We start from the raw sequence: 12,537 nt of genomic DNA, 5'->3' as shown, positions 1-12,537 counted from the left end.
GTTGAGCGGGAGAGGGGCGCACGGTTCTGCCGGGCTTCTGCCGCTCAGGTCCCGTCATTTCTTGGCTAGGGTCGAAACAACGCCAATCCCGCTTCCCATAACGGGATCCTGGTCGATCAATTACTGATGGACCAGGGGCGAATGTCTCGCATGCCTTGAGGGACGGAGAGAAGAAATGGAACTGCCGGCCACAGGGTCGATCGTTCTGGGCGGTATCGGCGCCGACGCTCATTCGGTCGGTCTCACCCTGCTGAAGCATGCCATCAGTGAGGCAGGCCATACAGTTCATTTCCTGGGCACGCAGAATTCAATCGAGGACTTTTTTAAATGTGCGGCCGACGCTGACATCGTGATGATTTCCTGTATGGATGGGCATCTGCGTCACTATCTGAAGAAATTTCCCGACCTCATGCTCAAGTATCCCGATATCGGCGCGCTCTGGTACGCCGGTGGAAATCTCGATGTCGGCAGCTCCGAGCGGATTCATGGTGAAGCACGCCGGCTGGGCTTTCGGCGGGTCTTTCCGACGTATGTGGATATCCCCACGGTTCTCTCGGTCCTGGCCGAGGATCTTCTGATCAGGCTCAGGCTCCCCGTGGTACGCGGGAAGCCCCCCGCTCCCCGCCGGTCCGTCCAGCCCGGCAGCGCGCCGCCCGACCAGCGGCTCACCGAGGCCGACCTGCTGGAGCAGCGACCCGAGGTCCTGGAATCCTGGCCCACCGGCGCCCGGGCGCGGAACCTGGAGGACAACGCGGCGTTCCTGCTCCGGCAGCCGTCGTTCGCCCAGGCGCACTTGCCGCGGCCGCGGGCGAAGCGGCCGTTCCTGGTCCAGCCGCGCTCGGGTGTGGCCCTCGCGGCCGAGCAGCGCACCGCATTCGCGGCCCTCCGCCGCTCCGGCGCCGATGTGCTGTCCTACCAGATCGATTCGCTCACCCGGAACAATGACTACCGGAAAGCCGGCGAGGGGATCGCGGAGAGCCGGGAGCGGGGTGGTTCCACGCTCAACGGATTCCCCATGGTGAACCACGGGGTCGATGTCCTGCGGCAGTTGATCACGGAGGTGCGGACCCCGCTCCAGACCCGCCACAGCACCCGCGACCCACGGCTGCTCGCCGAGATCTCCTGCGCGGGCGGCGTCACCGGCTTCGAGGGCGGCGCGATCACGTACAACATCCCGTATTTCAAGGACTATTCACCGGCCCAGTCGCTCAGGCGATGGCAGTACGTCGACCGGCTGGTCGGCCACTACCGCGAGAAGTTCGGAGTGGTCATCGACCGGGAGTTCTTCGGTACCTTGACCGCAGTGCTGGTCCCGCCCAGTCTGGCGATCGTCGTCAATGTGATCGAGGCGATGCTCGCGGCCGGCCAGGGCGTGGGCTCGGTTTCGCTCGGCTATGCCGAACAAGGCCACCGGGCCCAGGACATCGCGGCGATCAGGGTTCTGCGTGAACTGGGTCAGAAGTATCTGGCCAACCTGGGATATCCCGGTGTTCAGGTCAATACGGTGTTCCACCAGCACATGGCGGCGTTTCCGCAGGACCGGGCGCGGGCGACGCAGCTGATCGTGGCCTCGGCCGTCACCGGCCGGCTGTCCGGCGCTTCGCGTCTGATCGTCAAGACACCGGTCGAGGCGACCACCATTCCCTCGGTCTCCGACAACCAGGAGGGCCTGCGGCTGAGTCAGCTGGGCGTGCTGGAGGCAGGCGGCATCGAGGTGGACGAGCGTGCGGTGCGCGAGGAGGCCACCATCCTGCGGGCCGAGGTGGACCAGATCTTCGAGAGCGTCCTGCTCGCCGGGGACGGCAGCCTCACGGACGGGGTGGTGAAGGCGTTCGCGCTCGGCTACCTGGACATCCCGTTCTCGCCCAGTGTCCACAACCGCGGTGAAGTGCTCACCGCGCGGGACCGGCAGGGCGCGGTGCGCTATCTGAACACCGGCCGGCTCAGGTTCTCCAGCGATGTGATCGACTTCCATCGCAGCCGGATGGGTGAACGCCGCAGGTCCGAGGTGCCGCCGGTGCGCAGCGACTGGCAACTCGTCGAAAGAGATGTGCTGCAAGTGCCTTCCGGTCACTATCGCGCGTGGCCGCTCGACGCGTGAGCGCCAGCCGCCCGCAGCCAGCCCCCCGCAGCCCCCCGCCGCAGCATCGCCGGCCGGAACACGGCGCCGGTCCGTTCGAGCACGGCGGACAGTCCAGCACCCACCTCCCACAGAAATGGACAACGAGCATGGCAACGGAACTCACCGTCCCGGAACTCACCGTCCCGGAACTCACCATCCCGGAATTCAAGATCTCCGGCGCGGCGGCCTCGGCGCTGCTGGCGCGCGAGGTGCCCGCGGACACACCCTCGGCGCAGTGGCCGGCGGCGGCCTTCCGGACAACCGGCGCGGAGCTGCTGGAACTGAGCGACTCCGTGTCGGCGGCCATCCTCGGGGACATGGGGAGTGCCGTCGTACGGTTCGACGCGGACGGGCTCAGCGACCAGGAGGTCTCCACCCTCTACTGGAACCTCTTCACGGCGCTCTTCCGTCCGGTCCCGCAGTACAGCTCCGGTGAACTCATCTATCCCGTGGAGGTGAAGGCCGGGGCCGCTGAGACCAGTCACTACTCCAATTCGAGCAAGGCGGGCAACTATCACACGGACGGCACCTTGCTGCCGCGGTTGCCCGACGTCGCGTTTCTGTTCGGCCTGTCCGCGGCGACGGGCGGGGAAACGCTGCTGATGGACGTCGACGGCCTGGTCCGGCAGCTCGCGCAGGTCGACCCGGCGCATGTCGCCGAGCTGTGCCGCCCCGTGCCCTTCGATGTGAAGGACCAGATGGCAGGCGTCAGGATCAAGCGGCAGCCCGTCCTCACGCACACCGCCGGTGGCTATGAGCTGCGCTATGTCCGGATGTACATCGAGCAGGGCTACGCCGCCGAGGGAACACCGGTTCCGCCGGAACTCCGGGCGGCCATGGACGCCTTCGACGAGGTCTCCCGCGTCGCGGCGGAAACCGCGGACTGTGTGCTGCTCGGACGCGGCGTGGGCCTGCTGTGGGACAACCGGCGCATGCTGCACGGCCGTCGGCCGTTCCAGGAGACCACCTCCAGCCGCAGGCTCCGCCGTATCTACGGGGTCCGGCGCGATGGACAGGCCGGCTAGACCCGCGGCCGTCCCGAACCCCCCCGCGAGGTCCGAATCGCCCGGCACGATCGTCGATCCGAAGGAGCTGACCCCCCGCATGTCACGTACCGTTGATCTCTCCCGCCCGCTGGAATCGGGCATGCCGCACGCGCGCACCATCCCGGCACCCCGGTTCACCCCCACCAGTACCTGGGCGGAACACCGGATGCGGGTCATGCGTCTGGACATACCGACGCACATCGGCACCCACCTGGACGCCCCGTCGCACTTCGTCGAGGACGGCGCCACGGTCGACCAGTTGCCGCTGTCGGCGCTGGTCGGCAGGGCGTACTGCGTCGAGATACTGCGGGACGGTCCCATGCCGATCACGGCGGCCGAACTGAAGTCCGCCGTCGACCTCCAACCCGGTGACGCACTGCTGATCCGTACCGGCTGGGACGCACGCTACGGCGAGCCGGCCTACGCGGACACCCACCCCTATCTCGCGGCCGATGCCGCCGAATGGGCCGTGGCCACCGGACTCAGGCTCATCGGCATGGACACCATCAGCCCTGACCTGCCGATGGCCCTGCGTCCCCCGGACTTCCCCTACGACGTGCACCGCACCCTGCTGGGCGGCGGCACCCTGATCCTGGAGAACCTCGTGCTGCGGGAGATCCCGGACCAGTGGTGCACGCTGTTCACCGGAGTGCTCAACGTCACCGGCGGAGACGGCGCGCCCACGCGCGCACTGGCCGTGCTGGACTGAGCGGCACAACGTCCCCGGAGGTCGGCCGGGTTCCCGGAGAAGCCCCCCCCGTACAGGCGGCAGGGAGAGCCAAATGGCCATGGAGTGCCGTACGGACGGACATTGATAGCGCTACCGGGTTGAACAAGGATTGTTGTAGAGCGCATGAACACGGCGAGTGGGTGGTCACGCTCCCGCGCGGCCATTCCATCGCCGTTCCATGAAAGGGAGGCAGGTGATGATGAACCCGGATTTCTACTCGCGGGTCGCCGATGAATTCGGCGAATACACCAGCGGGGGGCTGCGAACCGATGTGTTCCCGGACGGTGATCCGGAGGCCGCGTTCGACGAACTGGCCAGGGAGCAGGGCGGTCCGGGCGGCCGGCTGGTCGACGTGGGCTGCGCCGACGGGCGCAGCCTGCTGAGGATCGCCCCCGCGTTCGGCAGCGCGCTCGGCATCGACATGTCGCCGCCGATGCTGGCGTCCGCCGAGCGGAAGCGGGTGGCGGCGGGGCTGGGCCAGGTCACGTTCGAGCAGCGTGACGCCTCCCGTACCGGTCTTCCCGGCGGGACGGCCGACGTGCTCACCTCCCGGCGCGGGCCGCTCTTCCCGGGGGAGTTCCGCAGGGTGCTCAAGCCTGGCGGCCGGCTGCTCTACATGGGTATCGGCGAGACGGACGCCCGCGAGCTGAAGGAGACCTTCGGCCGGGGCCAGCTCTACGGCCGCTGGGACGACCGGCCGGTGCTGGACGAGGTGGTGGAGGAACTCACCGGGGCCGGTTTCACGATGATGCTGGAAAGGACGTTCCGGACCGAGGAGTTCTATCACTCACCGGTCGAACTCGATCAATTCCTGCGCCAGGTGCCGATTTTCGAGAACTACGACCCGGTGCTGGACCGAATACCGTTCGAGCGCTATCTGGAATCGGCGAGCGACGACCGCGGTGTCCGGCTCGACCGGCACTGGTTCGTGGTAATGGCGAGGACGGCGATATGAGGACGGCGATATGAAGATCTTCACCGATCTTGAGTCCGAGGTCCGCAGTTACAGCCGGCAGTGGCCGGTCGTGTTCGACCGGGCGGAAGGCAGCCGGCTGTTCTCCGAGGACGGCAGGCCCTATCTGGACTTCTTCACCGGCGCGGGTGCGCTCAACTACGGCCACGGCAACCCCGTTCTGAAACGGGCCCTGCTGGACTACATCGCCCGGGACGGGGTCTCGCACGCGCTGGACATGTTCACCGTGGCGAAGCGGGACTTCCTCCAGGCACTCCAGGACGTCGTCCTGACGCCGCGAGGGCTGCCGTACAAGGTGGTGTTCCCCGGTCCGGGGGGCGCGAACGCGGTCGAGGCGGCTCTCAAGCTGGCCCGGCGGGTCACCGGACGGCAGTCCGTGGTGAGCTTCACCAACTCCTTCCACGGGATGACCCTGGGGGCCCTCGCGGTCAGTGGCAGCGCGGCCAAGCGTGCGGCCTCCGGCGTGGCGCTGACCCTGACGACCTCGATCCCCTACGACGGCTACCCGGGCAGCGGGGAGAGCGGACCGCGCTATCTCGACCGGCTGTTGTCGGACGGGGGCAGCGGCCTGGACCGGCCCGCCGCCGTCATCGTGGAGACCGTCCAGGGCGAGGGCGGACTGCGGGCCGCGCACACGGACTGGCTGCGCGAGCTAGCCGAGGTGTGCAAGCGCCACGAGGTGCTGCTCATCGTGGACGACGTCCAGATGGGCTGCGGCCGGACCGGGCCGTTCTTCAGCTTCGAGGACGCCGGCATCACTCCCGACCTCGTGTGCCTGTCCAAGTCGATCGGCGGATTCGGCCTCCCGCTGGCCCTCACGCTCATCCGGCCGGAACTGGACGTATGGAAACCCGGTGATCACAGCGGGACGTTCCGCGGTGTCAGCGGGTCCTTCGTGACCGGAGCGCAGGCGCTGCGCACCTACTGGAGTGACGGGACGCTGGAGAAGTCCACCCGTACCCGGGGAGAGCGGATCGCGGCGGCCCTCGGTGCCCTCGCCGCCGAGAGCCCCGACGCCGGCCTGGAGACCAGGGGCCGGGGCTTCGCCGCCGGGCTGCGGTTCGCCACGCCCGGCGCCGCCCGCCGGGTGTGCGCCGCGGCGTTCGAGAACGGCCTGCTCATGGAGACGACCGGTGCGGCCGGCGACGTGGTGAAGCTGCTGCCCCCGCTGACCATCGGCGACGACGACCTGGACGAAGGTCTCGACATCATCCGTACCTGCGTGGGTTCGGTACTCGCGCGGAGCAAGTGAGAGGTCAGGGCTGTGCCAGGCAACATTCCCGAGATCGACCTTGAGGTGTGGCGCCGGGCGTCCGACGCCGAGCGCGCCCCCATCGCCGCGGAGCTGGACGCCGCGCTGCGGAGCACCGGCATGTTCCTCGTGTCCGGGCACGGGGTGCCACAGGCCGTGACCGATGGATTCCGGACCACCGCCAAGCGGTTCTTCGCCCTGCGGGAGGAGGCCAAGGCCCCGTACGCCATTGAGAACGCGCACGACAGCGGGTGGCTGAAGATGCATCCCCCCGGTGGGGTCGGGGTGGCGGTGCGCGAGGACACACCGGCTCCGAGCGCGCCGGATCTGCACGAGTCGTTCTACGTGGGGCCCGGGCACCGCGACGGCGACGCGCGGCAGGACCGGCTCAACTACCCGGAGAACCGCTGGCCGGCCGAGCTGCCCGAGCTACGGGCCGCCGCCGACATGTACACCACCCACATGATGCGGGTGGTGGGGGCGGTCAACGAGGTGCTCGCCGTCACGCTGGGGCTGCCGGCGGACTTCTTCACCTCGCGGGCACGCCGGGCGACCTGGACGCAGAACGCCAGTTGGTATCCGTCGTATGCGAGCCTCGGTGAGGTCGCTCCCGGTCAGTTCCGCAATGGGCCGCACACCGACCTGGGGACCGTCACCTTGCTGAACCGTCAGCGGGGGGTGGGCGGATTGCAGGCGTGGAACGAGGAAGACGGCTGGTTCTCGCCGCCGTACCGCCGCGACTCGCTCCTCGTCAATCTCGGCGAGCTGATGGAGCTGTGGACCGACGGGCGCTGGCGGGCGCTCCGGCACCGAGTGCTGCCGCCCAGCCCGGCGGCTCCGGACGAGGAACTGCTGTCGCTGGTGTTCTTCTTCGAGACCGATCCCGGCACGCTGGTCGACCCCCTCCCCGCTCCGATCGGCGGTGGCCGAGGGCTGGCACCGGCGTACGCGCGGCGGACGGTCCTGGAGAAGCTCGGCGTCCTGGCCGGCTCCGGATCCGATTCCGACCCCGTAAAGGCGGCCTGACCCATGAGCAGGATCGTCGCCGTGGTGTCCGGCGGGATCGACTCGGTGACCATGGCCCATCATCTGGCCGCCGAGGGACACGACCTCCAGGTGCTGGCCATCGACTACGGTCAGCGCCATCGCAGGGAACTCCAGTTCGCCGCGGCCGCCGCGACCCGGCTCAATGCGCCGTACGAGCAGGTCGATCTGCGCTCGCTGCGGAGCGTCATGCGCGGAGCGTCGCTGACGGATCCGTCCGTGGCCGTACCGCGCCCGGACCGGCCCGTCGACCAGAACCCGAGCACCGTGCCGAACCCGAGCACCGTGCCGAACCCGAACATCGTGCCGAACCGGAACGCCGTGCTGCTGTCGGTGGCCTTCGCGCTGGCGGTCACCGTCCAGGCGGACGGCGTCGCCTTCGGTGTCATGGCCGAGGACGTCGGCCCCTCCGACACATCTCCGGAGTTCCTGCGGCGGTTCCTCGCCATGGAACGGGTGGCGACCAGGGGCGCGCTGACTCCCGACGTCACCCTGCTCGCTCCGCTGATCGAGCTGCCGAAGACCGGCGTCGTCGCTCTAGGCGAGAAGCTCGGTGTGCCCTGGCAGCTCACGTGGACATGCTTCCGCGGCGAGGACCTCCACTGCGGTGCGTGCGCGGCCTGTGTGGAGCGGCGCGGCGCGTTCGCCGACCTGGGCATCGAGGACCCGACCGGCTACCGCGAAGCATGGCTGCCGCGGTGACCGGGGCCGGCCGCCCCACCGGTGGCCCCGACGCGGAAGGAGGACGGTCCGACGAGGAAGTAGGGCGGTCCGACGAGGAAGGAGGGCGGTCCGGCGTGGAACCGGAACTCGTGGTCAATGAGATCTTCGGCCCCACCGTCCAGGGCGAAGGCCGGTCCATGGGCCGCAGATGTGCGTTCCTGCGGCTCGGTGGCTGCAACCTGTCGTGTACGTGGTGCGACACGCCGTACACCTGGGACTGGACCGGCGCGAGCGACTCCGGGGTCACCTACGACCCCCGCCAGGAGTTGCACCGCCGTCCCGTCCGTGAGGTCGCCGGGGAACTCCTCGCGTTCGGCGTCGGGCTGATCGTCATCTCCGGCGGCGAGCCACTCGGCCAGCAGAAACGATTGATCCCGCTGGTGGAGTCGCTCACGGCGCACGGCCTGGACATCGAGATCGAGACCAACGGCACCCACGCCGCCGACCCGGCCCTGGTCGCCGCCGGAGTCCGTTTCAACGTCTCGCCGAAGCTGGCCCACTCGGGCGATTCCGCCGGGCGGCGGATCGTGCCGGCCGCGCTGAGGAGCCTCGCGGCGACGGACGGCACCACGTTCAAGTTCGTCTGCCGGGACATCGGCGATCTGGACGAAGTGGCCGGCCTGGTCGAGGAGTTCGGCCTCGGATCGGTCTGGATCATGCCGAAGGGGCGGACCGGCGCCGAGGTGGACCGGCACATGGCCGCACTGGCCGACGAGGTGATCGCACGGGGCTGGAACCTCACCACACGCCTCCACACCTTGCTGTGGGGCGACACGCGGGGTGTCTGAACGCGTGGCCGAATCACAAGGGAAGGACGAAGCGCGGACATGACGCTGCGTATCACGAAGAAGTTCGAGTTCTCCGCCAGCCATCAGCTCTCCGGCCTCGCCGAGGGACACCAGTGCGCCCGGCTGCACGGCCACAACTACGTCGTCGAACTGGAGCTGAGCGCCGACCTGACGGAACTGACGCCGACCGGGTTCGTGCGGGACTACGGGGAGCTGGCCCCCTTCAAGTCGTGGCTCGATGGGACGCTCGACCACCGTCACCTCAACGACCTGGTGGACAGCAACCCGACCGCCGAGCACCTGGCGGTGTGGCTGTACGAGCGCTGGTCCAAGGAGCTTCCGGAGCTGACCTCGGTACGGATCTCCGAAACCCCCAAGACCTGGGCCGAGTACCGGCCCTGAACCACCGGTCGGCCGGCCCTGACCGGCGGACCGCGCAACGACATCGGGCAACGGCCTGACGGATCGGACAGGAGAGGTGACTGCATGTCTGTGGCGACGTGGGTACAGGAGGGCGACGTCGGATCGGAGAAGCCGGGCGAGGAAGACCCGCTGGTCGGACTCGCCCGGCAGCTCCTGAAGGAGATCGGGGAGGACCCCGACCGGGACGGTCTGCGCGACACACCGACGCGGTTCGCCCGCTGGTGGCGCGAGTTCATCGACTACGAGCCCGGCTCGGTCGGAACCCTGTTCGAGTCGACCGGCTCCCGGCAGTGGGTGATCGTCTCGGACATCCAGGTCTGGTCCCTCTGCGAACATCACCTGCTGCCGTTCAACTGCTCGGTGACGATCGCCTACCGGCCGGACGACAAGCTGCTGGGCCTGTCGAAGTTCGCCCGGATCGCCCATCGGCACGCGCACAAGCTTCAGGTCCAGGAGCGGCTGGTCGCCGAGATCGCCGACGACATCACCGAGCTCAGCGGGGCCCAGGACGTGGCGGTCATCGCCAGGGGCGAGCACCTGTGCATGACGATGCGCGGCATCAAGGCGGCGGCTCAGATGACCTCGACGGCCTATCGAGGGGCCCTCGGTGAGGACGCCGGGCTCCGGGCCGAGATGTTCAGCCTGCTGCGCCCCTGAAATCCGACCCCGCACCCCGAGACCTATCCGGGGCCGCTGCCCTGGCCCGTACCGGGTCGCGGCAGCGGCCCCAAGGAGCCTGTGCCATGGAATCACCATCGGTGTCAGCGATCGGCCGGATCGCCCCGCGGACCGCGGGGCGACAGACGCCGGCCACACCGCGCCGCGCACCGGCCGCCGCCGGTGAGCCGATCGGGCGGGACGTCCCGATCGGACTCCGGAGGGACTGGGCCGACGACGGCGGAGCTGCGGCCGCGGCCTTCGGCCGGCGACTGCGCGAGCTACGACTGCGAAGCGGACTGTCCCAGCAGCGGCTGGCCCGCTCCAGCACCCTCAGCGTGCGAGCGATACGCGACCTGGAGAACGGGCGGGTACGGCACCCCAGGGCGGATTCCCTGCGTCTGCTCGCCGACGCCCTGGGGCTGAGCACCCGTCAGATGAACCGGCTGGTGAACGACCATTCGCTGCTGACCGGGGCGCCCGAACCCACCGTGAGCGGCCGGTTCATCGGCCGGGAGCAGGAGCTGGCGGCGCTGGCGGCCATGCTCGGTGCCGAGCACCATCGCCTGGTCACCATCACCGGGATCGAGGGCGTCGGCAAGACCCGGCTCGCCCTGGAGGCCGCGCACGCGCTGGAGGCTGCCGACCAGGCGACGGTCCTGTGGTCACCCCTCGACGACGACCGGCTCCGCGGCGCGGGGGCGCCCGTGGGGGCGCCGGAGCAGCCCGCGTGGCTGCGTGAGGTCGTACGCCCCGGGCCCGACAGTCATCTGCGACTCGTGGAGACGATCGGGGAGTCGAACGTCGTCCTCGTCCTCGACGGCGCCCGCCCGGACGACAGGCTGGCGGACCTCACGGCCCGTCTCGTGACCGCGTGTCCCCGGCTGCGGATCCTCGTCACCGCCAGAACCCCCGTCGACCTGCCCTTCGACACCCTCTTCCCCCTCGCACCCCTTCCGGTACCGCCGCCCGGCGCCGAGCCGGCGGGCCTGGCCCAGGTGGCCTCGGTGGAGCTGCTGCTCGCCCACGCCAAACGCGTACAGCCCGCCTTCCGCCCGGACGCCCAGGTGCTCGCGGACCTCGCCCGCATCTGCCGGGCGCTCGACGGCCTTCCCGCCGCTCTCGAATCGGCCGCCCACTGGAGCCTGGTCTACTCCCCGCGGCAGCTCGCCCAGCAACTCACCACCGAGCCGCTCACCGTGGCCCGGCGTCCCCACGGCGGCCCTCGGCGGCCGGCCGCCTTCGCGTCGGTCCACCACACCCTGGCCACGCTGACCAGCCGCCAAGGTGACCTGGTGTCGGCCATGTCCCTGGGAACGCCCCGCGGGGCGGACGGCTACTGGTCGGCCCAGGAGATGGCGGACACGCTGGGCCTGACGCCCACGGAATGCGCCGACGACATCTATCACCTCCTCATCCTCGGCATCCTGCGCCGCGTCGACGACCACGACGTGGCGATGTTCAGGGTCCTCAACATCGTCGGCATCGCCGGCCGGAACGCACTCGCGGGCCAGAACCCCCTCGCCGCTCAGAACCCGCTCGCCGCTCAGAACCCCCTCGCCGCTCAGAATCCGCTCGCCGCCCAGAACCCGCCGGCCGGCCACACCGCACTCGCCGCCCAGACCACACTCGCCGCCCAGCACGCAGCCGCGTGACCGGGGCGCCCCCAGCGCCACCAGAGAGGAAGAACCGTGCGACTCTGCACTCTGCGCACCAAGACCGGTGAGGACGTCGGTGTGTCGACCCCCGCTGGAATCGTCACCCTGAGCCTCGTCAACGCCACCGCGGGAACCCTGTACGGCCCCACCCTGCTGGACATCATCAGGAAGGGCGAGGCCGCCGCCCTCACGGCCACGCTGGCCGCCCTGCCCGACCCCGGCGCCCTGGCCACGGAGAGCGACCCGGAGTTCGAGCCCCTCTACCGGTGTCCGCCGAAGCTGTGGGGGGTGGGCCTGAACTACGTACGCCACGCCGACGACCTGGGGGTACGGCAGCCGGCCGACGCCCCCGGCTCCTATCTGCGCCCGTCCTCCACCGTGATCGGACACGGCGACGACATCCTGCTCCCCAGCCAGTCGCAACGCGTCACCGCCGAGGCCGAGCTGGGCGTGGTCGTCGGAACCACCTGCCGAGACGTGTCACCCGAGGACGCCCCGTCGGTCGTCTTCGGCTACACCACCGTCCTGGACATGACCGCCGAGGACGCGATCCGGGTCAACCCCCGCCACATCCCCTGGTCGAAGGCGTTCGACACCTTCTGTAGCCTCGGCCCCTGGATCGTCACCCCCGACGAGATCCCCGACCTCTCCGCCGTCCGTATCTCCACCGTCGTCAACGGCCGGACCATCGCGTCCAACCGGGTGTCCGCGATGATGTACGACCCTCATTGGCTGGTCGGCTACTTCTCCGGCGGCATGGCCCTCGAAGCCGGAACCGTGATCGCCACGGGAACCCCCGGCGCCGGCGTCATCCACGACGGGGACACGGTGGAAGCCCGGGTCGACGGCGTCGGTGACCTCCGCAACACCGTCAGGCTCAAGCCCGCCGGTCCCCGCCGCTGAAGCGGCACCCACCGGGTCACGGGGCCTGCGCCGCCCGGCGCCGAGGGCCGGCGCTCACCCGCCGGCCGGCCCGGTTCGCCGCTGGACCCAGGCCCTCAGCCCCGGGCCGGCGCGCCCGGGGCCACCGCGCCCGGCGCCACCGCGCCCGGCGCCACCGCGCCCGGCGCCACCGCGCCCGGCGCCACCGCGCCCGGCGTCACCGCGGCCCGGTCCGCGGG

General features: G+C 69.9%; 12 protein-coding genes. All 12 read left to right on the top strand.

What is annotated here, in order from left to right:
• Positions 1 to 175 precede the first annotated feature (175 nt).
• The 12 genes from ACFRFC_RS22830 (at position 176) to ACFRFC_RS22775 (ending at position 12,319) form a co-directional block, all read left to right on the top strand.
• The gene (locus tag ACFRFC_RS22830; RefSeq protein WP_382693248.1) at positions 176 to 2,101 is read left to right on the top strand and encodes a methylaspartate mutase subunit E; all 1,926 of its coding nucleotides are present in this window, start codon (positions 176 to 178) and stop codon (positions 2,099 to 2,101) included.
• Between the two features lie 128 nt (positions 2,102 to 2,229).
• Positions 2,230 to 3,147: a TauD/TfdA family dioxygenase gene (locus tag ACFRFC_RS22825; protein ID WP_382693246.1), complete on the top strand. Its 918-nt coding sequence runs from the start codon at positions 2,230 to 2,232 to the stop codon at positions 3,145 to 3,147.
• A gap of 79 nt (positions 3,148 to 3,226) precedes the next feature.
• Positions 3,227 to 3,877: a cyclase family protein gene (locus tag ACFRFC_RS22820; RefSeq protein ID WP_382693243.1), complete on the top strand. Its 651-nt coding sequence runs from the start codon at positions 3,227 to 3,229 to the stop codon at positions 3,875 to 3,877.
• A 217-nt stretch (positions 3,878 to 4,094) separates the two neighbouring features.
• On the top strand, positions 4,095 to 4,853 hold the full coding sequence (locus ACFRFC_RS22815) for a class I SAM-dependent methyltransferase (RefSeq protein WP_382693241.1): 759 nt from the start codon (positions 4,095 to 4,097) through the stop codon (positions 4,851 to 4,853).
• 10 nt (positions 4,854 to 4,863) lie between these two features.
• The gene (gene ectB / locus ACFRFC_RS22810; protein WP_382693240.1) at positions 4,864 to 6,123 is read left to right on the top strand and encodes a diaminobutyrate--2-oxoglutarate transaminase; all 1,260 of its coding nucleotides are present in this window, start codon (positions 4,864 to 4,866) and stop codon (positions 6,121 to 6,123) included.
• A 12-nt stretch (positions 6,124 to 6,135) separates the two neighbouring features.
• Positions 6,136 to 7,149, top strand: coding sequence for an isopenicillin N synthase family dioxygenase (locus ACFRFC_RS22805; RefSeq protein ID WP_382693237.1), 1,014 nt, complete (start codon positions 6,136 to 6,138; stop codon positions 7,147 to 7,149).
• Between the two features lie 3 nt (positions 7,150 to 7,152).
• Positions 7,153 to 7,869, top strand: coding sequence for a 7-cyano-7-deazaguanine synthase (locus tag ACFRFC_RS22800; protein WP_382693235.1), 717 nt, complete (start codon positions 7,153 to 7,155; stop codon positions 7,867 to 7,869).
• A gap of 95 nt (positions 7,870 to 7,964) precedes the next feature.
• Positions 7,965 to 8,678 carry a 7-carboxy-7-deazaguanine synthase QueE gene (locus ACFRFC_RS22795; protein ID WP_382693233.1) on the top strand — a complete coding sequence of 238 codons (714 nt, stop codon included), beginning with the start codon at positions 7,965 to 7,967 and terminating at the stop codon, positions 8,676 to 8,678.
• 39 nt (positions 8,679 to 8,717) lie between these two features.
• The gene (locus ACFRFC_RS22790; RefSeq protein WP_382693230.1) at positions 8,718 to 9,080 is read left to right on the top strand and encodes a 6-pyruvoyl tetrahydropterin synthase family protein; all 363 of its coding nucleotides are present in this window, start codon (positions 8,718 to 8,720) and stop codon (positions 9,078 to 9,080) included.
• Between the two features lie 84 nt (positions 9,081 to 9,164).
• On the top strand, positions 9,165 to 9,758 hold the full coding sequence (gene folE / locus ACFRFC_RS22785; protein WP_382693229.1) for a GTP cyclohydrolase I: 594 nt from the start codon (positions 9,165 to 9,167) through the stop codon (positions 9,756 to 9,758).
• A gap of 86 nt (positions 9,759 to 9,844) precedes the next feature.
• Positions 9,845 to 11,413: a helix-turn-helix domain-containing protein gene (locus ACFRFC_RS22780; protein WP_382693226.1), complete on the top strand. Its 1,569-nt coding sequence runs from the start codon at positions 9,845 to 9,847 to the stop codon at positions 11,411 to 11,413.
• Between the two features lie 36 nt (positions 11,414 to 11,449).
• A complete protein-coding gene (locus ACFRFC_RS22775; protein ID WP_382693223.1) occupies positions 11,450 to 12,319 on the top strand; it encodes a fumarylacetoacetate hydrolase family protein in 870 nt (289 codons plus the stop codon).
• Positions 12,320 to 12,537 lie beyond the last annotated feature (218 nt).

The organism is Streptomyces sp. NPDC056734 (assembly GCF_042790455.1).
Taxonomy (GTDB): domain Bacteria; phylum Actinomycetota; class Actinomycetes; order Streptomycetales; family Streptomycetaceae; genus Streptomyces.
Note: the sequence above shows the minus strand (reverse complement) of the source record. Positions and strands in the feature narration are given on the sequence as shown.

Coding starts and splice junctions, on each gene's coding strand:
- ectB (WP_382693240.1), top strand. CDS start 4,864: ATGAAGATCTTCACCGATCTTGAGTCCGAGGTCCGCAGTTACAGCCGG.
- ACFRFC_RS22780 (WP_382693226.1), top strand. CDS start 9,845: ATGGAATCACCATCGGTGTCAGCGATCGGCCGGATCGCCCCGCGGACC.
- ACFRFC_RS22820 (WP_382693243.1), top strand. CDS start 3,227: ATGTCACGTACCGTTGATCTCTCCCGCCCGCTGGAATCGGGCATGCCG.
- ACFRFC_RS22815 (WP_382693241.1), top strand. CDS start 4,095: ATGATGAACCCGGATTTCTACTCGCGGGTCGCCGATGAATTCGGCGAA.
- ACFRFC_RS22825 (WP_382693246.1), top strand. CDS start 2,230: ATGGCAACGGAACTCACCGTCCCGGAACTCACCGTCCCGGAACTCACC.
- ACFRFC_RS22790 (WP_382693230.1), top strand. CDS start 8,718: ATGACGCTGCGTATCACGAAGAAGTTCGAGTTCTCCGCCAGCCATCAG.
- ACFRFC_RS22800 (WP_382693235.1), top strand. CDS start 7,153: ATGAGCAGGATCGTCGCCGTGGTGTCCGGCGGGATCGACTCGGTGACC.
- folE (WP_382693229.1), top strand. CDS start 9,165: ATGTCTGTGGCGACGTGGGTACAGGAGGGCGACGTCGGATCGGAGAAG.
- ACFRFC_RS22830 (WP_382693248.1), top strand. CDS start 176: ATGGAACTGCCGGCCACAGGGTCGATCGTTCTGGGCGGTATCGGCGCC.